22 protein-coding genes are annotated in these 19,977 nt (G+C 68.4%); 14 read left to right on the forward strand and 8 right to left on the reverse strand.

Going from position 1 to position 19,977, the window contains the following annotated elements:
• Positions 1-6: 6 nt before the first annotated feature.
• The 9 genes from AB0N02_RS13535 to AB0N02_RS13575 all read left to right on the forward strand — a co-directional run bounded on the left by AB0N02_RS13535 (position 7) and on the right by AB0N02_RS13575 (position 8,274).
• Positions 7-330, forward strand: coding sequence for a hypothetical protein (locus AB0N02_RS13535; RefSeq protein ID WP_363945616.1), 324 nt, complete (start codon positions 7-9; stop codon positions 328-330).
• Complete coding sequence (locus AB0N02_RS13540) at positions 330-581, forward strand: hypothetical protein (RefSeq protein ID WP_363945618.1); 252 nt, start codon at positions 330-332, stop codon at positions 579-581. The genes AB0N02_RS13535 and AB0N02_RS13540 overlap by 1 nt, the downstream gene beginning before the upstream one ends.
• Positions 578-2,119, forward strand: a complete 1,542-nt coding sequence (locus AB0N02_RS13545) for an AAA family ATPase (protein WP_363945619.1) — start codon at positions 578-580, stop codon at positions 2,117-2,119. The genes AB0N02_RS13540 and AB0N02_RS13545 overlap by 4 nt, the downstream gene beginning before the upstream one ends.
• Complete coding sequence (locus AB0N02_RS13550; RefSeq protein ID WP_363945620.1) at positions 2,116-2,277, forward strand: hypothetical protein; 162 nt, start codon at positions 2,116-2,118, stop codon at positions 2,275-2,277. Before AB0N02_RS13545 ends, AB0N02_RS13550 begins: the two co-directional genes overlap by 4 nt.
• On the forward strand, positions 2,268-2,534 hold the full coding sequence (locus AB0N02_RS13555) for a hypothetical protein (RefSeq protein ID WP_363945622.1): 267 nt from the start codon (positions 2,268-2,270) through the stop codon (positions 2,532-2,534). Before AB0N02_RS13550 ends, AB0N02_RS13555 begins: the two co-directional genes overlap by 10 nt.
• A gap of 325 nt (positions 2,535-2,859) precedes the next feature.
• Positions 2,860-3,438, forward strand: a complete 579-nt coding sequence (locus AB0N02_RS13560; RefSeq protein WP_363945623.1) for a hypothetical protein — start codon at positions 2,860-2,862, stop codon at positions 3,436-3,438.
• A 323-nt stretch (positions 3,439-3,761) separates the two neighbouring features.
• Complete coding sequence (locus AB0N02_RS13565) at positions 3,762-3,968, forward strand: hypothetical protein (RefSeq protein WP_363945625.1); 207 nt, start codon at positions 3,762-3,764, stop codon at positions 3,966-3,968.
• Complete coding sequence (locus AB0N02_RS13570) at positions 3,965-4,291, forward strand: hypothetical protein (RefSeq protein WP_363945627.1); 327 nt, start codon at positions 3,965-3,967, stop codon at positions 4,289-4,291. Before AB0N02_RS13565 ends, AB0N02_RS13570 begins: the two co-directional genes overlap by 4 nt.
• Before the next feature lie 332 nt (positions 4,292-4,623).
• Positions 4,624-8,274 (forward strand): NlpC/P60 family protein, encoded by a 3,651-nt coding sequence (locus AB0N02_RS13575; RefSeq protein ID WP_363945629.1) that lies wholly within the window; start codon positions 4,624-4,626, stop codon positions 8,272-8,274.
• 321 nt (positions 8,275-8,595) lie between these two features.
• On the opposite strand, the gene AB0N02_RS13580 is transcribed toward AB0N02_RS13575, so the two are convergent.
• Positions 8,596-8,757 carry a hypothetical protein gene (locus AB0N02_RS13580; RefSeq protein ID WP_363945631.1) on the reverse strand — a complete coding sequence of 54 codons (162 nt, stop codon included), beginning with the start codon at positions 8,755-8,757 and terminating at the stop codon, positions 8,596-8,598.
• 84 nt (positions 8,758-8,841) lie between these two features.
• On the opposite strand from AB0N02_RS13580, the gene AB0N02_RS13585 reads away from it, so the two are divergent.
• Positions 8,842-9,102: a winged helix-turn-helix domain-containing protein gene (locus AB0N02_RS13585; RefSeq protein WP_363945632.1), complete on the forward strand. Its 261-nt coding sequence runs from the start codon at positions 8,842-8,844 to the stop codon at positions 9,100-9,102.
• A gap of 384 nt (positions 9,103-9,486) precedes the next feature.
• On the opposite strand, the gene AB0N02_RS13590 is transcribed toward AB0N02_RS13585, so the two are convergent.
• From AB0N02_RS13590 to AB0N02_RS13605, 4 genes are read right to left on the reverse strand one after another with little or no spacing between them, the layout of a single operon-like run.
• Complete coding sequence (locus AB0N02_RS13590; RefSeq protein ID WP_363945634.1) at positions 9,487-9,774, reverse strand: hypothetical protein; 288 nt, start codon at positions 9,772-9,774, stop codon at positions 9,487-9,489.
• Positions 9,775-9,833: 59 nt separating this feature from the next.
• A complete protein-coding gene (locus tag AB0N02_RS13595) occupies positions 9,834-10,661 on the reverse strand; it encodes a hypothetical protein (RefSeq protein WP_363945635.1) in 828 nt (275 codons plus the stop codon).
• Positions 10,658-10,948, reverse strand: a complete 291-nt coding sequence (locus AB0N02_RS13600; RefSeq protein WP_363945637.1) for a hypothetical protein — start codon at positions 10,946-10,948, stop codon at positions 10,658-10,660. The genes AB0N02_RS13595 and AB0N02_RS13600 overlap by 4 nt, the downstream gene beginning before the upstream one ends.
• Positions 10,945-11,739: a hypothetical protein gene (locus AB0N02_RS13605; protein ID WP_363945639.1), complete on the reverse strand. Its 795-nt coding sequence runs from the start codon at positions 11,737-11,739 to the stop codon at positions 10,945-10,947. The genes AB0N02_RS13600 and AB0N02_RS13605 overlap by 4 nt, the downstream gene beginning before the upstream one ends.
• 197 nt (positions 11,740-11,936) lie before the next feature.
• On the opposite strand from AB0N02_RS13605, the gene AB0N02_RS13610 reads away from it, so the two are divergent.
• On the forward strand, positions 11,937-12,176 hold the full coding sequence (locus AB0N02_RS13610; RefSeq protein WP_363945640.1) for a hypothetical protein: 240 nt from the start codon (positions 11,937-11,939) through the stop codon (positions 12,174-12,176).
• A 161-nt stretch (positions 12,177-12,337) separates the two neighbouring features.
• Here the strand turns inward: AB0N02_RS13610 and AB0N02_RS13615 are convergent, their stop codons facing one another.
• A complete protein-coding gene (locus AB0N02_RS13615; RefSeq protein ID WP_363945642.1) occupies positions 12,338-12,592 on the reverse strand; it encodes a Smr/MutS family protein in 255 nt (84 codons plus the stop codon).
• 417 nt (positions 12,593-13,009) lie between these two features.
• Here AB0N02_RS13615 and AB0N02_RS13620 point away from each other — a divergent pair, with 417 nt between their 5' ends.
• Positions 13,010-16,354 carry a S8 family serine peptidase gene (locus tag AB0N02_RS13620; protein WP_363945644.1) on the forward strand — a complete coding sequence of 1,115 codons (3,345 nt, stop codon included), beginning with the start codon at positions 13,010-13,012 and terminating at the stop codon, positions 16,352-16,354.
• A 209-nt stretch (positions 16,355-16,563) separates the two neighbouring features.
• Here the strand turns inward: AB0N02_RS13620 and AB0N02_RS13625 are convergent, their stop codons facing one another.
• Positions 16,564-16,992, reverse strand: a complete 429-nt coding sequence (locus tag AB0N02_RS13625) for a CBS domain-containing protein (protein ID WP_363945646.1) — start codon at positions 16,990-16,992, stop codon at positions 16,564-16,566.
• A gap of 202 nt (positions 16,993-17,194) precedes the next feature.
• Between AB0N02_RS13625 and AB0N02_RS13630 the strand changes: the two genes are divergently transcribed.
• Positions 17,195-18,613, forward strand: a complete 1,419-nt coding sequence (locus tag AB0N02_RS13630) for an aminopeptidase P family protein (RefSeq protein WP_363945647.1) — start codon at positions 17,195-17,197, stop codon at positions 18,611-18,613.
• A gap of 262 nt (positions 18,614-18,875) precedes the next feature.
• Complete coding sequence (locus AB0N02_RS13635; RefSeq protein ID WP_363945649.1) at positions 18,876-19,559, forward strand: 4'-phosphopantetheinyl transferase superfamily protein; 684 nt, start codon at positions 18,876-18,878, stop codon at positions 19,557-19,559.
• Here the strand turns inward: AB0N02_RS13635 and AB0N02_RS13640 are convergent.
• On the reverse strand, positions 19,476-19,883 hold the full coding sequence (locus AB0N02_RS13640) for a hypothetical protein (protein WP_363945651.1): 408 nt from the start codon (positions 19,881-19,883) through the stop codon (positions 19,476-19,478). The two genes, AB0N02_RS13635 and AB0N02_RS13640, sit on opposite strands and share 84 nt — an antisense overlap.
• Between the last annotated feature and the right edge of the window lie 94 nt (positions 19,884-19,977).

A 19,977-nucleotide genomic window follows, 5' to 3' on the forward strand; every position in this document is an offset into this window, starting at 1 on the left:
GGCCCCGTGGGAGTTGGCGCTCCCAGCGGGGCCGAGGTCACCCAGAAGGGCGCCCACGTCACGCCCAAGGGTAACCGCCGTACGAGCTCGCGTCACGTAGTCGGGCAGACTGAGCTTCCGCTCCGTCACCCGGCCGCGTACGTCAGCCTCTACAGCCCGTACGGCCGCCGCCGCATGTGGTGGGTTGCCTACCGGTGCCCCTGGTGCAACTTCGGGCACTTCGGCAGGGTCCACAGCGAAGAGTCCGTCGAGGGCATCCGCCGTTCCGGGTGCGGCCGACTCGTCTGGCTCGTCGTGGCCCGCACCTACCGGGGCGAGGTGGCCGCCTGATGTGCGACCACCTCGCTCACCTCACCCAGATGCAGCAACTGCTGGCCGATCTCAACGCCCAGCACCGCCGCGAACAGCAGGCATTCGCCGAGGGGTTCAAGATCGGCTTCCACGACGGCGAAGAGATCGGCTACGGGCGCCGCTGCGCTGAGGAAGCCCAGATGTGGGCCGATCTCGCCGAGCACGTCAAGAACCACGCCCGCATGCGCACGTGGGTCGAGATCCTCAAGAACCGCGGGGAGGCCGCGTGACATCCTGCCCGCGCTGCGGTGCCCGCATCATCTCCCTGTCCTACAAGGTCGAGGGGTACGGCTCCTTCGACGCGTGCGCCGGGTGCAGCAAGAAGCCTGAGCACTGCACGTGTGAGCCCAGCGAGAAGACCGTCCCCGCCGAGCCGTTCACGCGTCGCCGCAAGCTCACCCGTGCGTCGGAGATCACGATCAAGCCGGTTGTGTGGATGTGGGAGGAGGAAGGAGCCGGCCGTATCCCCTCCGGATCCCTCGTTGTCGCCGCTGGCCGCGAAGGAACCGGCAAGTCGAGCTTTGGCATCTGGCAGACAGCAGGGGTCACCACGGGCACTCTGCCGGGGACGCTGTACGGCAAGCCCTACGACGTGATCTATGTCGCGGTGGAAGACAGCTGGGAGCACACCATCGCTGGCCGCCTCAAGGCCGCGGGCGCTGACCTTAACCGCGTGTGGCGCCTCGACGTCGAGGTAAGCGAAGACGAGTTCAGCACGATCAACCTGCCCTACGACTTCGACATCCTCGAAGAAGTGATCGTCGAGTACGACGTGAAGCTCGTCGTCCTCGACCCGCTGATCTCGACCATCGGGGCGAGCATCGACACCCACAAGGAACGATCGGTGCGGACGGTCCTCGACCCGCTCGCACGGATGGCCGACCGGACCAGATGCACGATGCTGGGTATCGCCCACTTCAACAAGGGGGCGGGTAGCGACCCGTCATCGTTGATCACAGCGTCAGGCGCCTTCAAGAACGTCCCCCGGGCGATCTTCGGCTTTGCCGTGGACCCTGAGGATGGGTCACGGGTCATGACCCAGACGAAGAACTCTCTCGGTCGCCTGGATCTGCCGTCGCTGGCCTACAACATTGAGTCCGCGAAGATCCTCACCGACACCGGAGAGTACGCCGAGGTCGGCAAGTTCGTTTTCTGCGGTGAATCTCCCCGCTCGGTCCAGGACATCCTGTCCGCTGGCAGCAGCGAAGGAGACCAGCTGCAGGACAAGGCGGACGCTGCGGACTACCTCCGTAAGGCTCTAGCTGGCCGCTGGCGACGCAGCAACGAGATCAAGGAGGAAGCCCGAGAGGTCCACGGGATCAGCGCTCGCACCCTGGAGCGGGCACGTAGGGCTGTCGCCGTTCACGCCGACCAGTTCCCCACCGATCCGCGCGGCAAGAACGAGTGGTGGATCACCCTGCCCGAGCAGGTCGCCACCCTGCCTAAGCCAAAGAAGCAGACCGCCACTGAGTCACAAAGCGAGGAGCAGACCGCCACGGTCACTTCTCTGACCAGGGCAGACCGCCAGACCGCCAACCAGACCGACGCGTCGGAACTTTGGCGGTCTGGCGGTCTGCCTCTCGATCCCGAGCCACTTAACGACTCACCCGAGCCGGTCGCCGATGTCGTCCCGATCAAGCGAACCAGGAACGTCAGGCCCCGCTGTGGATGGTGCAAGAAGGCATTCACGCCCGCCCGCAACGCCGCCTACTGCTCTAAAAACTGCCGACAGAACGCCAGCCGAGCGAGCAAGAAGGGGGCCAAGTGAACGCCGAAGACTTCATGGAGCAGGGCTGCTATGGGTGCGGGTGCGATCACGTGTGCGAGGTTCCCGAGCAGTGCCACTACTACTGTCCGGGACACCTCGCCGAGTTCGACCAGGACGCCGCCGAGATAGCCAAGCAGTGGGCCGCCCGATGGAACTAGACCCCTACGGCCCCGGCTGGCAGGCCGGCTACTACCGGTACCTCGACGGCGAGTTCGTCGTCACCACCGCAGGCACCGCCGCTCTTCTCGGCGCCACCGTCGAGCAGGTACGCGCCCAGGCCCGCGGACGTACCGAACCGCCAGCCGACTGGACACGCAACATCCGGCGCGTTCACCGGGAAGCCGCCGCCCGTCTCGGCTACATGCCCAACCAGAAGGAGCTGTTCGACTGGCTCGCCGAGCAGGCCGCCGAGTAGCCCGTGACCACCCAGCACCACGGCCAGGCCGTCAACCCGCCACCGGAGTTGGCGGCCTGGCTGCTGTCCCATGCCCGCGAGGACGCCGACCGTGGGCGCCCAGTCCCCACCTGGCTCACCACCTACCTCCGCGACCTCCTCAACCCCGCGCCCACGCCCTCTAGCGGACATATGTTCGAATCGCCTGAAACCATGGAAATCAGCAGCACCGAAATGGCCGAACGAACCGGCTACACCGTGCGGCACATCCGGCGCCTATGCCGGACCGGTCGACTCGCCGCCCGCCGGGCAGGCCGTGACTGGCTGATCACCGTGGAGAGGACCGATGGGGAAGACCACAGGGCAGGAGACAGCGCCCACCCTTGAGGAGCTGCGACAGCGCATCCTCGACGGCCAGGACGTCACCCCCGACGAGTACGCCAAAGCGCGCACCCTCGCCGAGCTCGACGAGTTGCAGAAGCTCGCCGACGCCCAGGCCGCCGCCCGGCAGGCAGAAGCCAACCGGCTCGCCGAAGTCGAACGCATCAAAGCCGACGTTCTCGCCCAGTACGGCGACCTCGACGACGACGCCGCGGACGCCGACCTCATCCGCCAGGCCGCCGCACGCCTCATCACCCGCGCCAAAGGGCGCCAGTCCGCCATCAACTACGGCATGGCGAACCTCCGCAGACTCCGCCTTGCCGAGAGCGAAGAAGTCGCCGGCGCCCAGTGGCGAAACGCAGGAATGGGCACCAGTGACGCCGTCATTCTCGACGGCCGCCGTCTCGGCATTCTGCCCCCCGGCCCCGCCATCGCCGACGCACTCGCCGGAGCACTCGCCGACGCAGGTGTACAGCGCGGCTACCTCGCCCCCCTCATCCACGTTCACGGCAAAGCCCGGCCACGGCAGGAGAAAGCCCAGTGAGCCCCGACCCTGTCCGCCTGGCCCACACTGAGCGCCTCACGCAAAATGCCGCCCGACTCCGCGGACTCAACCAGGCATGGTCCGACGCGGAAACCGGCCCCGGCGACGAGCTCGACGAGCCGGCCGCCCCGGTCGAGTCACTCCACCCCGGAGCGCTCCCGATCGCCGACGCAGAACCGCAAGACCCCATCCGCGAATGGTGGGACAGCATCCGATGAACTCGGCGCCGCTGTCAGTGGTCACTCCTACCCGGGCAGCAGCGGCACCGTACGGCCCCGGCCCGGCGTCGGGCCGGGCCGGGGCCACACACCAAGCGAGGACCCATGCCGACGATCCCTGATCACCTCCTCATCTTCGAGGAGGCCCGATGGATGCCCCTGGTCGAGGACGGCATCTGTATCCCCATCCTCCGAGCACGCGAGAAATGGCGCCAGGCCCAAGACGCGTGGGGCCACACCAACCGCATATGGCGTGCCGAGTTCGAAGAGCTCCAGCGTCAGCAGCTAGCCGAGAGGCAGGAACAGCAGTGAGTAACGCCTACTGGCAGGACAAGACCTCTCGGCGCAGCGCACCCCGGCCCAAGGGGTGGAAGAAGATCCGAGAGCGGATCATCAGACGCGACAACGGCGTATGCCAGTGGATCGACCACACCGGCCACATGTGCGGCACGCCTGGCCGCAACGTCGACCACAAGGTGCCTGCTCACCTCGGTGGCACCGACGACGACACCAACCTCTGGCTGCTGTGTGACCCGCACGAACGGCACAAGACCGCGACCGAAGCAGGCCAGGCATCAGCAGCCAAGCGGATCCCCAAGAGGCGGCCATCCGAGAAGCACCCGGGGTTGCTGTGACAGGCCCCCTCCCGAGTGACCCCGCCTCGCGGAGAAAAGGCACCCGATCTCGTATAGCGAATCGCGCCGCGCGTAACTCTGGCACCCGTTCCGTGCCTACGCCTGGCGCTTCTCCTAGGTGCTCAGGTCACGAAAAGCAGGTCATTTGTCCCATATGTGTGGCGGATGCCCCCTTTGTCCGTTTCTATGGCACCCGATTCCGTTTAGCACCTGACCCTCTGTACGGGTTTGGGGGTCGTGAAACTCGTCGTAGCCCGTACAAGGTGCCCGGCGCTAAACGGAATCGGGTGCCTTTTGGCATCGATCAGGGGTCACCCGGGAGGGGGTAGGGCATGGCGGAATTCGTAGCGGGCACTGTTGTCGTTCCAGTCGTCCCATCAGCGGATGATTTCATCAAGACCCTCAAGAGGCAGTTGCTGCCTGGGGCCTACGCACTGGGGCAGGAACTCGGCAAGGACATTCAGCGCGGCATCAAGTCCGCTTTGACCGGGGTCTATGACCCGTTGCAGGAGCAGACGCGCCGTCAGCGTCAGCAGGCGCCACGGGACGGCGAGCAGGTCGGCGGAGCGTTCGCTCAGGGGTTTAAGCGGACGGTGGACGCGGCGTTGAAGTCGCTCCCGAAGGTCGACGTGGACGCGGACACCTCGCCTGCTCAGACGCGGATTCAGGAGTTGCGTACTCGGCTGGAGACGCTGTCAGCCAAGACGATCGGGATCGACATCGACGCCGGCCCGGCTCAGGCGGAGCTCGCCGCGGTGCAGCGTGAGCTGTCGGCGATCGATGGTGACGCGGTGTCGGTGGATGTGCGGGCCGATGTGGCGTCGGCTTTGGCGCGTCTGGGTGTGGTGGACGCCGAAGCGTCAAGGGTCGATGGCCGTACGGCCCGGGTCCGGGTGGATGCGGATGTGGCCGGCGCTCTTACCGGTATCGCCATGGTGACGGCGGCCTTGGCGGCGTTGCCGGCCGCCGCGGCTGTGTCGCTGGGGGTTGCTGGTGTGGCGGGCGCTGCGGTTGCGGCTGGCGCCGGGTTTGCCGGTCTGGCCGCGGTGGCGGTGCCGAGCTTGCAGCGCATCTCTGAGGCTGCCAAGCAGCAGGAGCAGGCGGTGAAGTCGTCGGCGGGCGCCACGACGTCGGCGGGGGCCGCTGCTGCTCAGGCTGCGCTACAGGCCATGCAGCTGGAGGACGCCGAGCGGCGCATCACGGATGCCAAAGCGGCGGCGAAGCTCGCCGAGGAAGGCCTGACAGAGGCGAGGCGGGCGGCGAAACAGGCCGTTGACGACCTGGCCAGGTCGGTGGAGAACGCGGCGCTGGGCGAGGAGTCGGCGGCGTTGTCGGTCGAGGAGGCCCGCGACCGCCTGGCCAAGCTCCAAGCCGAGTCTCAGAAGCCCGGTTCAGGGGTGACTGATCTGGAGCTGCGCCGGGCTGATCTGTCGGTGCGGGAAGCCGAGCAGCGCTATGAGGAGTCGGTTTCCCGGACGAAGAAGCTGCGCCAGGAACAGAAGGCCGCCGACAAGGCCGGTATTGAGGGGTCGGCTCAGGTCAAGGCCGCCAAGGACAAGATCACGGCGGCGAACAAGCAGGTCGAGGACGCCGAGCGGCAACTCAAGACGGTGCAGCTGCAGCAGGCCGCCGCGGCGAAACAGCAGGCGTCCTCAACCGGCGGCGTCACGTCGCAGATGGTGAAGCTGTCGCCGGCCGCCTCGAAGGCCGCCCGGCAGATCGACGCGTTCAAGAACGCTTACACCGCCTGGCAGGAACGGCTGGAGCCCGCGGTGCTTCCCGCGGTGACGGGCGCCTTGAAGGTCCTACAGGGGGTGTTCAAGCCGCTTGAGCCGCTGATCACCGGGTCGGCGAAGGCCATCGTGGGGCTGGAGAAGGCCGCCTCCAAGGCCCTCGGCGGCAAGTTCTGGACGTCGTTCTTCGCTGACCTGTCCAAGCAGGCCCCGACCGCGATCACTGGTCTGGGTAAGGCGCTGGGCGGGGTCGGTACCGGTGTGGCCGGTCTGATCAAGGCGTTTCTGCCGTTCGTCCCGACGATCGTCGGTGGCCTGCAGAAGGCCGCGGGTGCGTTCGCCCAGTGGGGCCAGGGGTTCGGCAAGAGCCAGGCGTTCCAGTCGTTCATCGCCTACGCCAAGGCCAACGCGCCGCTGCTGATCGAGGCGTTGAAGAACGTCGGTAAGGCGGTCGGATCCATCATCTCCGCCTTGGCGCCGTTCGGGCCGACCGCGTTGACGGGTCTGGCCGGTCTGGCGTCGCTGATCGCCCAGCTTCCGCCGCCGGTCCTGGCCGCTATCGCCGGCGCGATCGGCTCGATTGTGTTGGCCGTCCGAGCCTGGGGCATCGCCCAGCAGGTCTTGAACGTGGCCATGTCGGAGAACCCGGTCGGGTTGATCGTCGCGGCGATCGGGCTGCTGGTGACGGCGTTCGTCACGGCCTACACCAACAGCGAGGACTTCCGGCGGGTCGTCGACGAAGCGTTCAAACGCATCAGCGAAGTCGTGTCGTGGGCGTGGACCAACGTGATTCAGCCCGCGCTGAAAGCGCTGTGGAATTTCATCAAAACCGTGCTGGCACCGGCGATTTCGTGGCTGTGGGAGAACGTCATCGTTCCCGCGTGGAAGGGCATTTCAGCAGCGGTCAAGACGGCGTGGGACACGGTCATCCTGCCCGCGTTGAAGGCGCTGTGGACGTTCATCACCGAGACCCTGGCGCCGAAGATCTCTTGGCTGTGGGAGAACGTCATCAAGCCTGCTTGGAAGGGCATCGGCGAGGCGATCGACACGGCGTGGACGAAGGTCATCAAGCCCGCGTTCGACTCGTTGAAGACGTTCATCACCGACACGATCCCGACCGCGTTCGATAAGGGCGTCGGCCTGATCCGGGACGCGTGGGAAAAGGTCAAGGAGTACGCCAAGAAGCCGGTCAATTTCATTATCGGCACCGTTTATAACGGCGGCATTGTGAAGCTGTGGAACACGGTCGCCGACGCCCTCGGCCTTGATTTGAAGCTGGACAAGATTCCCGAGCTCGCCACGGGCGGCATCATGCCCGGCTACACGCCGGGCCGTGACGTGAGCCTGGCCGCGGTGTCGGGCGGTGAGGCCATCATGAGGCCGGAGTGGACGCGGGCGGTTGGGGCCGACTACGTGCACGGCGCCAACGCCGCCGCCAGGTCGGGCGGGGTGGCCGGTGCGGCGAAGTTCGTGGGCGGCTACGCTGACGGCGGCATTATCGGCGACCTGCTCGCCAAGGGCGTCAAGGCCGGCGCCGAGCAGTTCCTCAACCCGCTGCTCGACCAGGCCGCCGCGGCGATGGGCAACAGCCAGTGGGCGAAACTCCTTGTCGGCGTCCCCAAGAAGATGGTCGCCGACGTGGTGAACTTCTTGACCGCCCAGGACGCCAAGACCGGCGGACTGTCCGGCGGTAAGGCGGTCGCCTACGCCCGCGCCCAGATCGGCAAGCCCTACAAGTGGGGGGCCACCGGCCCTGACTCGTTCGACTGTTCCGGCCTGGTGATGCGCGCCTTGCAGGCCGCTGGCTACACGAACGTGCCCCGGGTGACGCAGGACCAAATCAACTGGGTGGACCGGGTCGACAAGCCGCAGCCCGGCTATCTCGGCTTCCCCCACAGCGGCCACGTGTGGATGTACTCGGGACCGAAAACCATCATCGAGGCGCCGCAGACCGGGTTGAAGGTGCGGGAGGTGGCCGCCCGCGCCGCTCAGGTCATCGGTAAGCCGCCCGCCTACGATTCCGGCGGCTACCTGATGCCCGGAACCTCGCTGGTGCACAACGGCACCGGCAGGCCCGAACCGGTGTTGACGGACCGGCAGTGGCAGAACGTCTCCCGCAACACGTCGGGCGGCGATGGTTCGCTGGTCACGATCAACGGCGGGTTCCACACCACCCCGGAGCAGTCGCCGTATGCGATTGCGCGGGAGTTGCGGTTCGTCATGGGGACCGGTCTACGGTCGCGGGGGTGATCAATGGTGGCCCCGTCCTCTCCCCTCCAGAAGAGACGGGGCCACCGTCCCGGCCAGCCTGGTAACGCAGGCGACGCGCGGCCGGGAAGTCTCAGGGGGCGTGTACGCCGTCAGGACCCTTACGGCAGGCTCTACTCCTGCTGCGCGCCATCCATGGCGCATCCGGTGTGTCTTCTACCTGGTAGATGATCTGCCTGCAGTGAGCGCAGCGGGTGAGGTCGTCGTGCTCGACCGCCGCTTGTGCCCGGGGAGTCAGGTAGGCGTTGTCGTGGATGCCCATGATTGCCTGCCAAAACGGGTCAGTGGGCAGACCGTCACCGCTCATGGCGTCCAGGTCCTGTGCCATATGGCGAGGGCGCCCATGACCACCGCGGCCCGGATTTCCGGTGAGTCGGGGTGACCGGTGCGCCAGTCGAGAGGGCCGACATATGGGGCGTCCGTCGGCGGAGTGGACGTGTCGTTTTCGCTGGTGGGGGTGGTCATGCTCTGACCATACGTTGCCCTTGTCTAGCTCGTCTACCACGTTGCCCATATGAGCAGCGTGGGAGACGTCCGTACGGTCAGCGCATGATGACCATTGACCGTTTCGACCCGGAGCCGATCTATCGCCAGGTGGCCAAGGTGATCCGCGACCGGATCCTGTCCGGTGAGCTCCAGCCGCGCGATCCGATCCCGTCCGAGTCGTCGATGGTCGCTGATCACGGCGTGGCCAGGGACACCGCGCGGGCGGCCGTCGCCCTGCTGCGAGAAGAGGGCCTTGTGATCACGTTGCCGCAAAGAGGAAGTTTCGTCGCCGACCGGGAGAACTGGCCGGCCGACAAGGCGTAGCAGGTCACCGAGAGTCCGCCCCGGGCGTGCGGGAGCGAGACGGCAACTGTCGGAAATCCGACAGTTGAACGCCTGTCCGCCCCGGGCGTGCGGGGAACGAAACTGCTCGGGATCCCGAGCAGTTTCCCGCTGCCGGTCCGCCCGGGGCGTGCGGGGAACGAAATGTCGAAATTTCGACAATTCATGACAGCGGCGCGTCCGCCCCGGGTGCGCGGGAGCGAAGGTCAAGACGCAAATTTACGTCTTGACTTGGCCGAGGTGGTCCACCCCGGGACGTGGGGAGCGAACGGAACATAACGGACAGCGACTGTGGAAATTGTTCCATAGTCGCTGTCCGATTTGTCCGCCCTGGGTGTGCAGGGAACGGCTTCCAGCGCCGGGAACCTACCGGCCGGGCGGTAGCGCTCGACGGCTACCGGTACGGCGCCGGGCCGGACTCCGCTCGTCGCCGTCGACTCGCTCGGCACGCACCCGCACCGGTTCCGGCCGGGCCGCCCGGGAAGCGGGGATGACCTCGACGGCGACCCGTGACCCGGTGCCGCCGCGGGTGCCGAGCTCGACCGGGTCGCCGACGATGAGGTCGGGGCACTGGGCGATCCACGGCAACAGGATGTCGAGCACCTCGGCGACCCGGGCCGCGTCGGTCGTGTGCATCAGCCTGAGCTGAACCATGGGGGTCTCCTTCGTGGTGTGGCCCCGGGCGCGAACACCGCGCCCGGGGCGGAACGGGGTCAGGGCTGAGCGAGTTGGAGCAGATAGCCGCGGATCCGTGCGGCTCTCGGCTGACCGACCCGCAACTCCTTCTTGATGCGGGTCAGCGCGGGCACCTGGCCCTCGGCGAGAGCGTCGGCGTACCTCTCGGCGGCGACCGGGAACAGCTCATCAGGGGCGGGTGTGAGAACCGGTGTCGGTGCAGGTGACGAGGCGGGTACGTCGGGTACGTCGGCAGGCAAATCGTTCCCGTGAAAACGATTCGGCGTCCCCGGCTCGACCTCCTCGACGACCTCGGCCCCGGACCCCTCGACCAAATCGCGCACATGTGCGCGATTTGCAGGTACGGCTACCGGCTCGACCTCGACCAAATCCGACACATGTGCCGGATTTGCGGGTACGGCGACCGCCTCGACCTCGTCCCGGGCGGCGATGCCCAGCAGATGCGCCAGACCGCCGAGAGCGATCGGCGGAACCACCGACACGGCAACCACCAACACCCACGCCGCGGACCCCAGCACGATCACGCGCGCCTCAAGCAGGTGGTACATGGCGTTGCCCAGCACCGACACCACCACCGCGGCGAGAGCATGCCCGAACGCGTGGGCGCGCACCTCCGCCGAATACCGGCGCTTGTTCGTCGCGATCCTCGTAGCGGCGATTCCGTAGGCGTCGACCGTGACCGGCAACAGCCACGACATCGACACCTCGACGCCGAAGAGGTGCAGATTCTTCACCCACCCGGCGAGCTCGCCGAGCCCGGCCTGAGCGGTGAACGACGCCACGACGGTAGCGACGGCGACCAGGGCAACACAGGCAAGGACAGTCCAGTCTCGGCGCTGGCTCACACCTCACCTCCGGTCAGCCGGTAGGCGTTGCGCAGTGCCGCGGCGAAGTCGCCGGCGTTGTGGATCGTCAACGTGTCGATGACGTCGCCGAAGTCCGCGGACAGCTGCACCGTGGTGTCCAGCAGACGCGACCGGTCGCCCACCGGGTAGACGAACCTGATGAACGGCGCTTCGTCGCCGTCCTGCAGCAGGATCGCGGACGGCGGACCGGCGAACACGACCTTGGAGTGCCCGGGAACGCCGCCCGGGGTGTGCGTCGACTCGCACCAGGTGGGGCAGATGCTCATGCCGCCACCGCCGTGATGTAGCAGATGCCGCACCGCAGATCCCCGCACGGCGAACCCTCTGGATCCTCGACGTAGGACGGCCTGACCAGGCCCCGCACGAACCGCACCGTCTTCTCCGTCTGCAGGCGGGTCAGGCCATCGGCGCCGCGCGTCGCCCGGCGCCTCGCCTCGACCACGCCGTACCGCTCGGCGAGCTCGACGCCGAGCAGGACCCCGGCGGACATGGCCGCCTCGCTCATCGGGTCGGCGGGCACCTTGACGCCGCGGCGACGCCACAGCACGAGCCTGGCAGCGTGCGCGATCTCGTCGTGTTCGTCGGAGGTGAGCCCCTGCCGTGCGTCGAGCGCCCACTCATCGGGGTTAAGGCCGATCTCGGCAATGACGTCCCTCAAGATCGTCACGGCCGACAAGTAACCGGCGTAGTAGCCGACCATGAGTTCGCTGTCGGACAGCTCACGGGGGCTGGGCGCCTCGACCGGGGCGGCCGGCTCACGGTGGCGAGTGCATTCGAACAACTGGCCCCGCTCGGCGTGGCCGGCGGGCACCATGGGGGCGCCGGTGTCGCCGCAGCGGACGCACGCGATCCCGTCGAGCTGGGCGTCGGACAGGGCGATGATGTCGGCCTGCGGTTCGGCGCTGGCCTTGAGACAGTGCTTACAGGTGACCGGCGCGTCAGTGGCGGTGTAGGCGCCGGTACGGGTGCGGGCCGGGCAGGCGGGGACGCCGTCAATGGCGCGGTGGACGATTCCGGACCTGTCGTTACGCAGGCACGGCTGGATAGGGTGACCCATAGGTCGGTCCTCCTGGTTGTGCAGGTGGGGCGATTTAGGGCCTGTTCCGGTGTTGCTGCACCGGGCAGGCCCGTTTTGCTTTCAGACAGTCGCGGGGGTCAGCCTTCCCTAGCGCATCTCTGTTGCGGTTGTCTGTTGCGGTCAACGGTAGCGATCGCCAGTGGATAGCGCAAGTGAGTTGCGCTAGCCTGTTTCGCATGACGAGAGACATCGATCCGCTGGGCACACTCGACGAGAGCACGCGCCGGTATCGAGAGACAGAAGCCGCACACGAGGAGTCGCGCAAAGCGGTGGTCGCCAGCGTGCTCGAAGCACTGAGGGCAGGAGAGCGGCCCACAGACGTTGTGGCGCACTCGCCGTTCACTGACGCGTACGTACGCAAGCTCGCGAGAGAGAACGGAATCAAGGCGAAGCCGCGAGGTGAAGCCGCGAGGTGAAGCCGCGAGGTGAAGCAGGAAGATAGTTGCGCCCTATCCCAGGGCACACTCAGGGCACATCACGCCGGGACGGGATGAGGTCTAACGAGATATAGCGAGACGAAAAACCCCAGCTCGGAAGGGGTTTTGACGGGTTTCCGCAGACAGGAAACCCGCCCTTCTCACTTGTGCCGGAAGTAGACGAACAGGCGGCCGTGGTTCTTGGAGTCCTTGTCGATGCGGTGGTAAAGCGCCTTGATCTCCTTCTGGTCGAGGAAGCGCAGCACCTTCTTCTTGAGCTGGCCGGAGCCCTTCCCCGGGATGATCTCGACCTCGGTGGCCTTCTTCCTGATGGCTTCGTCGATGATGTCCCGCAGCGCCTTGTCGATCTCACCGCCGCGATTGAAGATCGGATGGAGATCCAGCTTCAGTTTCACGTGTCCAAGCCTCTCATCCTCCGCCGCCGCGGGCGAGCCCCGTGTCCCGCGGACCGCCGGACGGCCGGACGGCCGGACGGCCCCGCGAGACGGCGGGCGGCCCGGGACGGCGGAACCGCGGAAGCCGGGACGGCGGAACCACGGAAGAGGGAGACGGACCTGGCGGCCCGGCGGGCGGCTCAGGTAATTAGATTTGACCAATTCCCATGTTGATTGTGGCAATTTCCGGATCTAGGCAAATAAATGGCCTCTGGTTAGGCTCCCAATCATGATCGGCCGCCCTTCGGGCGGCCGTTCTCTCGTCACCCAACGGGGAGGGCCGAGTCCTCCTCAGCCATGCCCTGACTCGGGCGTGCGCGGGTGACCTGGCACCTCCTGACGGCGTGACACGGTCATGCGTCCTACAGGGAGGTCCATTTGTCAGGTAAGTCCTACTTATCGAGGGCTCGGCGCGCGGCGGCGATCGCCGCGACCGCTGGACTCGTCGCGGCGATGGCGCCGCCGGCGAGCGCGGATCCGGCCCCGACCCCGGCCTCGGGGGAGAAGTGGACGGCGACTCCGCTGACCGGTGGGGAACTGGTGCAGGGCGCCAAGTCACAGACCGGCAAACTCGCGCAGAGCGACCAGGCGCTGCTGAAGTCCACCTCCGGCGCGACCGTCAGCGTGATGGTCAAACTCGACTACGACTCCTACTCCGCGTATCAGGGTGAGCTTGACGGCCTCCCCGCCACGAGCCCCGCCAAAACCGGCAGAGCTCTCGATATCAAAAGCCCTGACGCCCGGAAATACGAAAAGCACATCGAGGACGTCGAGAACACCTTCCTCTCCGCGCTGGCCAAGAACGTGCCGGGCGCCAAGGCGGGTCAGAGACTGCGGACCGTCTACGGCGGCATCGCACTGAGGATTCCCGCCGACAAGGCGGCCACGGTGCTGAAGCTGCCGGGGGTGGCCGCCGTCCAGGAGGACAAGCCCGAGCAGCTCCAGACCGACTCCAGCGCCTCCTTCATCGGGGCGCCCGCGATCTACAGCAAGCTGGGCGGCAGCTCCTCCTCCGGAAAGGGCGTCATCGTCGGCGTCCTGGACTCCGGTGCCTGGCCCGAGCACCCCCAGTTCGCCGACCCCGGCACGCTGCCCGCCGTCCCCCCGACCAAGGACGGCACCCCGCGTGTCTGCAACTTCGGGGACAACCCGCTGACCCCGGCGGCCGACCCGTTCGTCTGCAACCGCAAGCTGATCGGCGGGGCGCCGTTCATGGACACCTACAACTCCGTCTATCCGGGAGAGGTGTATCCGGACAGCGCCCGTGACTCCAACGGCCACGGCACGCACACCGCGACCACCTCGGCCGGCGGCCCGGTGGCCGACGCCAACCCGCTCGGCATCAGCCGCGGCCCGATCCACGGCATCGCCCCCGCGGCGCACGTGTCGGTCTACAAGGTCTGCGGCCAGCAGGGCTGCTTCCCGTCCGACTCCGCGCAGGCGGTCGGCCGGGCGATCCTCGACGGCGTCCGCGTGATCAACTTCTCCATCTCAGGAGGCAGCTCCCCCTACAGCGACCCGGTGGAGCTGGCCTTCCTCGACGCCTACGCGGCCGGCGTGCTCGTCTCCGCCTCCGCGGGCAACTCGGGACCGGGCGCCGCGACCGTCGACCACGTCAGCCCGTGGGTGACCACGGTCGCGGCCTCCACGCAGAACCGGACGTTCCAGTCGACGATCACGCTGGCCGGTACGGGCACCGCCACCGCGACGCTGAAGGGCGCCTCCGTCACGGGGGGCGTCGCCTCCCCGCAGCGGGTGGTGCTCGCCTCCGCGCCGCCGTACTCGAACCCGCTGTGCACGACCCCGGCGCCCGCCGGCCTGTTCTCCGGCAAGATCGTCGCCTGCCAGCGCGGACCTGACCGGGTGCTCAAGGGCTTCAACGTGCGCCAGGGCGGCGCCGCGGGCATGATCCTCTACAACACCACGCCGCTCGACGTGATGACCGACAACCACTGGCTCCCCACGGTCCACATCGACAAGCCGGAGAGCGACGCGCTGCTGGCCTTCCTTGCCGCCAACCCGGACGCGACCGCGCGCTTCACCCAGGGCACCAAGGCCACCTGGCAGGGCGACGTGATCACCACGTTCTCCTCGCGCGGCCCCCGCGGCGACTTCCTCAAGCCCGACGTCGCCGCGCCCGGCCTGCACATCCTGGCGGGGCAGACGCCGACTCTGGAAAGCCCGGCGGGCGGCCCGCCGGGCAACCTGTACCAGGTCATCGCGGGCACCTCGATGGCGGCGCCGCACGTCACGGGCGCCGCCGCCCTGGTGTTCGCGCTGCACCCCGACTGGACCCCCGGCCAGGTCAAGTCCGCGCTGGAGACCACGGCCAAGACCTCGGTCACCAAGCAGGACCGTGTCACCCCCGCCGACCCCTTCGACCTCGGCGGCGGCCGCATCGACCTGACCAAGGCCGGTGACCCCGGTCTCACCCTGAACGAGACCGCGCAGAACTTCGCCGCCTCGGCGAACGACGAGCTGAACCGCATCGACCTCAACCTGCCGTCGGTGAACGCCCCGACCATGCCGGGTCTCATCACGGCCAAGCGGACGTTCACCAACGTCACCGGCAAGACGCTCACCTACCAGGCCGGTGGCACGACGGTGAGCGGCGCGAACATCGCGGTGCTGCCGCCGCTGTTCACCGTCAAGCCGGGCAAGAGTGTGACCGTCAGCGTGGTGATCACCGCGCCGGAGCTGCCCGACGGGCAGTACTTCGGCCAGGTGAACCTCAAGCAGGTGGGCGGCGACCGCGACCTGCACCTGCCCGTGGCGTTCTTCCGCAGGGAGGGCGCCGTGCCGGTCGAGCAGACCTGCGTGCCCGCCACGATCCCGCGGAACACCGGTGAGTCCACCTGTACGGTCAGCGTGCAGAACACCACCTTCAAGGACGCCGAGGTGACCGCGGTCACCACGCTGGACGGCAGGCTGCGGCTGAACTCCGTGACCGGCGCCACGAAGGTCGGCTCGCAGATCGCGACCGTGAAGACCACCCTCGCCGCCAGGCAGCCGGACAGGCCGGGCATCACCCCTGGCAGCGGGCCCGCGCCGTACCTGCCGCTGGACGCCTTCGGCCTCACGCCGACGGCCATCGGCGACGAGCAGGCGCTGAACTTCACCGTGCCCGCCTTCAAGTACGCGGGCAAGACCTACACCCGGATCGGAGTCGTCTCCGACGGCTACACGGTCGCGGGAGGCACCTCGGGCTCGGCCGACATCAATCCCAGGCCGCAGTCCCTGCCCGATCCGTCGCCCCCGAACAACGTGCTCGCCCCCTACTGGACCGACCTGGACGGCACCGGCGCGCCGGGCGTCTACGTCGGCACGCTGACCGACGGCGTGAACAGGTGGCTGGTCGTCGAGTGGCGGCTCAACCTCTACAACACCTCGGACACCAAGGTGTTCCAGCAGTGGATCGGCCTCAACGGTGAGGAGGACATCACCTACACCTACGACCCGGCCAGGCTGCCCGGCACTCCGCCGGCGAGCTACGGCCTGACCGTCGGCGCCGAGAACGACGAGGGCACCGCGGGCGGACAGATCACCGGGGCCCCGGCCGGGGACCTGCGGGTGGCCAGCACGCCCGGCACTCCCGGCGGCACCCTGACCTACACGCTGAAGGTCAAGGGGGTCAGCCCCGGGGTCGGCACGGTGACGACGGGGACGTCGACACCGCAGGTCAAGGGCATCACCATCGAGGCCGACAAGGTGACCGTGCAGTAGGCGGCGCCCCGCGCCCCGACGGAGACACGGAAGACCGCGGAAGAAACCGCGGAGGAGACAAGACCCCGTGGGCCCGGCCGGTGCCGGGCCCACGCGGGCGTCACGCGGACCCCGGCTGCCGGGCGGAAGGCCCCCGGGCACCGGGCGGACGCCCACGTGTTCCCCGCGGGAGCCCGCGCGGCCGGCGGTGCGTGATCAGCAGTGCGTGATCAGCGGTGCAGGTAGTCGACCAGGTAGGCCTTCTCGGTCTCCAGCGTCTCGATGGCGCTCTTGACCACGTCGCCGATGCTCACGATGCCCACCAGCCGCCCCTCGGCGACGACGGGGACATGCCGGATGCGGTGCGTCGTCATCGTCTGGCGCAGGTCCTCGACCTGGGCGTCGGGCGCGCAGGTGCGGACCTCGGTCGTCATGATGGAGGCCACCGAGGCGCCCAGCACGCCCGCGCCGCGGTCGTGCAGCCGCCGCACGACGTCGCGTTCGGAGACGATGCCGACGATCGAGAAGCCGTCCTCGGAGACCACCGCGGCGCCGATGTTGTTCCCGGCGAGTACGGCCAGCAGCTCGGTCACCGTCGCCCCGGGATGCACGGTCGCCACGTTCGACCCTTTGGCCTGCAGAATCGCCCCGATCAGCATCGATACCACCTCAGTTCAGCCTGGCTGGGGTATCCCTAGGTTCTGCCCCGCGGGGTAGGTCTCTAAGCACGGGTGACGGCGGGTCCCGTGACCGCAAAATCACGGAAGGCGACCGAGGGGAGGAGTGGGGACTCCGGGCTGCGCGTCACACCGATCAAAAGTAGTGTGTGAAATGCCATTGCCCTCCGCCTCCGGGGACACGATGACCGACAAACTCAACACCGGCAGCCACGACCTGCCGGTCTCCGACGCCCTGGCCGCGTTCATGCGCACCGGCTGGGCCGACACCCATCGCGACGACCTGACCTCCCTGCCGCTGGCCGTCTACACCGCCAAGCGCCGCGCCGCCCTCGCCGCGCGTTTCCCGGGCGAGCGGCTGATCATCCCGTCCGGCACGCTCAAGGTCCGCAGCAACGACGCCGACTACCGGTTCCGCGCCCACAGCGCGTTCACCTACCTCACCGGCGACCAGGAGCCGGACGACGTCCTGGTCGTCGATCCCTCGGGCGCGGCCACGCTGTTCATGCGCCCCCGTTCGCCGCGCTCGGCCCCCGGGACCGCGGGGCAGGAGTTCTACCGGGACCGCCGCTACGGCGAGTTCTGGGTGGGCCGCCGCCCCGACCTGGCCGAGGCCGAGTCGCTCTACCTGATCGACTGCGCGCCGATCGACCGGCTCGACGACGTGTTCACGGGACCCGCCAGGGTGCTGCGCGGGGTGGACGCCTCGGTGGACGCCCGGGTCGCGCCGCACGACGGCGACGGCGAGCTGGAGATGTTTCTGTCCGAGATGCGGCTGATCAAGGACGAGTGGGAGGTCGCCGAGCTCCAGTTCTCCGTGGACGCGACCGTCCGCGGGTTCGAGGACGTGGTGCGGGCCCTGCCGGCGGCCCTGGCCCACCGGCGCGGCGAGCGCTACCTGGAGGGGGTCTTCGGCCTGCGCTCCCGTCTCGAGGGCAACGCCGTCGGCTACGAGAGCATCGTGGCCTCCGGCGCGCACGCGTGCGTCCTGCACTGGATCCGCAACGACGGCCGGCTGAACCGCCAGGAGCTGCTGCTGCTCGACGCCGGCGTGGAGACCGACAACCTCTACACCGCCGACATCACCAGGACCCTGCCGCTGTCGGGACGTTTCAGCCCGATCCAGCGCCAGGTCTACGAGCTGGTCTACGAGGCCCAGAACGCGGCGATCGCCACCCTGCGGCCCGGCGCGAGGTTCCGTGACTTCCACCGGGCGGCCATGCGGGTCATCGCCGAGGGACTGCACGACTGGGGCGTGCTGAAGATCGGCGCCGACGAGGCCATGGAGGCCGGCAACGGCCTGTACCGCCGCTACACGCTGTGCAGCAGCGGCCACATGCTCGGCCTGGACGTGCACGACTGCGCCCGTGCCCGCGCGGAGGTCTACCTGGACGGCGTGCTGGAGGAGGGCCAGGTGCTCACCGTCGAGCCCGGCCTCTATCTCCAGCCCGACGACCTGACGCTCCCTCCCGAACTGCGCGGCATCGGCGTGCGCATCGAGGACGACCTCGTCATCACCGCGGACGGCGCCCGCCTGATGTCGGCCGGGCTGCCCCGCCACCCCGACGAGGTCGAGGGCTGGATGGAGGCGATCGCCACCTGACCGCCGGAAGGCCGCACACCTCCGGGAGACGAGGGCCCCTCACCGGCCCCGTCTCTCGGAGGTCCCCGGCCTTCCCCAGGACACGTACTCCCGAGACCACCCGCGCTCTCCGAGGACACCCACGCCCGGGGAGGGCACCTCGGCCCTCCGGAGAGCGCACCCGGGTCTCCTCCCCCGGAGAAGCCCCCAGAAGATCATTCTCGCCCCCGGAAAGGGGTGCCACTTCCCCTCCGGAAGCACTCAATCCACTTAATCTAGACAAATGCCCGATTGCCTGGTGTTGGCCGGCCCCACCGACGAGATCTACTCCCCCGCCGCGCTGGACCTGCTCACCGACGTGGAGCGAGAGCGTGCGGCGAGGTTCCGCCACGAGAGTCACCGGCGCGACTTCGTCGCCGCGCACCTGCTGGCGCGGCGCTGCGCGGCCCGGGTCACCGGCGTCCCCGAGGAGCGGCTGACGCTGCTGCAGTACTGCGACCGGTGCGGCCCCGGACACGGCAGGCCGTCCATCGCGGAGATCCCCAGGCTCGGCGTCAGCCTCACCCACAGCAGGGGCTACGTGTGCGCGGCGGCGGGCCCGGGGCGGGTCGGCGTGGACGCCGAGCACATTCCCCCGGGCCCGCTGGACGAGTCCCTTGCCGCGCAGGCCCTCTCCCCCGCCGAACGGCCCCTCGTCCCCGACAACGAGACGCTGATCCGCTTCTGGGTCCGCAAGGAGGCGCTCATCAAGCGCGGCGAGCTCACCATGGACGGCCTGCGCACGACGGACCTGTCCGCGCTCCCCCTCGGCGGATCCCACGGGGAGGACGAGCCGCGCCGCCTCCAGTGGGAGGGACGGCACCTGATGGAGTGGCGGACCGGCTCAGGCGTCGTGGTCGGCGTCGTCACCGACCACCCGGCCAGGCTGGGCCGGTCCGCGGGGAGTCGGGCCGAGGAAGACCTGTGAGATCGCCGGGAGGCGTTCGACGAGCCTGCGCTCGACCCGGTCGGCGGCCCGCTCGAGTGCCGCCCCCGTGGTCTCGTCCACGAAGTCGACGCGGGCGGCGACCAGGATCTCGTCGGGCCCCAGCATCATGGTCAGCAGTTCCACGATCGCCTCGACCTCGGGCTGGGCGAGCAGTTCGGTCCTGATCTCCTGCGCGATCCGCACCGGCGCGGCCTGACCGATCAGCAGGGACGCGTTGGCGCGGATGAGGTCGAGCGCGACGCCGAGGAGCAGCAGGGCCTCGGTGACCGTGTCCGCCGCCGAGTGCATGGACTCCGACAGCATCGCCGACGAACCGCTGAGCAGGCCGGCGATTCACCTCACCCGGCCGTGACCCACGTCTCCTTCCCCTCCCGGAATAGTTGAATCTTCACTCATG

Origin of the sequence: Streptosporangium sp. NPDC051022 (genome assembly GCF_040683035.1) — a bacterium.
Classification (GTDB): domain Bacteria; phylum Actinomycetota; class Actinomycetes; order Streptosporangiales; family Streptosporangiaceae; genus Streptosporangium.

Bases quoted from the DNA above. Each gene is read 5' to 3' on its own strand.
- AB0N02_RS13565 (WP_363945625.1), top strand. From the start codon at position 3,762: ATGCCGACGATCCCTGATCACCTCCTCATCTTCGAGGAGGCCCGATGG.
- AB0N02_RS13600 (WP_363945637.1), bottom strand. From the start codon at position 10,948: ATGAGCATCTGCCCCACCTGGTGCGAGTCGACGCACACCCCGGGCGGC.
- AB0N02_RS13575 (WP_363945629.1), top strand. From the start codon at position 4,624: ATGGCGGAATTCGTAGCGGGCACTGTTGTCGTTCCAGTCGTCCCATCA.
- AB0N02_RS13610 (WP_363945640.1), top strand. From the start codon at position 11,937: ATGACGAGAGACATCGATCCGCTGGGCACACTCGACGAGAGCACGCGC.
- AB0N02_RS13585 (WP_363945632.1), top strand. From the start codon at position 8,842: ATGATGACCATTGACCGTTTCGACCCGGAGCCGATCTATCGCCAGGTG.
- AB0N02_RS13540 (WP_363945618.1), top strand. From the start codon at position 330: ATGTGCGACCACCTCGCTCACCTCACCCAGATGCAGCAACTGCTGGCC.
- AB0N02_RS13605 (WP_363945639.1), bottom strand. From the start codon at position 11,739: ATGGGTCACCCTATCCAGCCGTGCCTGCGTAACGACAGGTCCGGAATC.
- AB0N02_RS13580 (WP_363945631.1), bottom strand. From the start codon at position 8,757: ATGACCACCCCCACCAGCGAAAACGACACGTCCACTCCGCCGACGGAC.
- AB0N02_RS13630 (WP_363945647.1), top strand. From the start codon at position 17,195: ATGACCGACAAACTCAACACCGGCAGCCACGACCTGCCGGTCTCCGAC.
- AB0N02_RS13560 (WP_363945623.1), top strand. From the start codon at position 2,860: ATGGGGAAGACCACAGGGCAGGAGACAGCGCCCACCCTTGAGGAGCTG.
- AB0N02_RS13635 (WP_363945649.1), top strand. From the start codon at position 18,876: ATGCCCGATTGCCTGGTGTTGGCCGGCCCCACCGACGAGATCTACTCC.
- AB0N02_RS13640 (WP_363945651.1), bottom strand. From the start codon at position 19,883: ATGCTGTCGGAGTCCATGCACTCGGCGGCGGACACGGTCACCGAGGCC.
- AB0N02_RS13590 (WP_363945634.1), bottom strand. From the start codon at position 9,774: ATGGTTCAGCTCAGGCTGATGCACACGACCGACGCGGCCCGGGTCGCC.
- AB0N02_RS13625 (WP_363945646.1), bottom strand. From the start codon at position 16,992: ATGCTGATCGGGGCGATTCTGCAGGCCAAAGGGTCGAACGTGGCGACC.
- AB0N02_RS13555 (WP_363945622.1), top strand. From the start codon at position 2,268: ATGGAACTAGACCCCTACGGCCCCGGCTGGCAGGCCGGCTACTACCGG.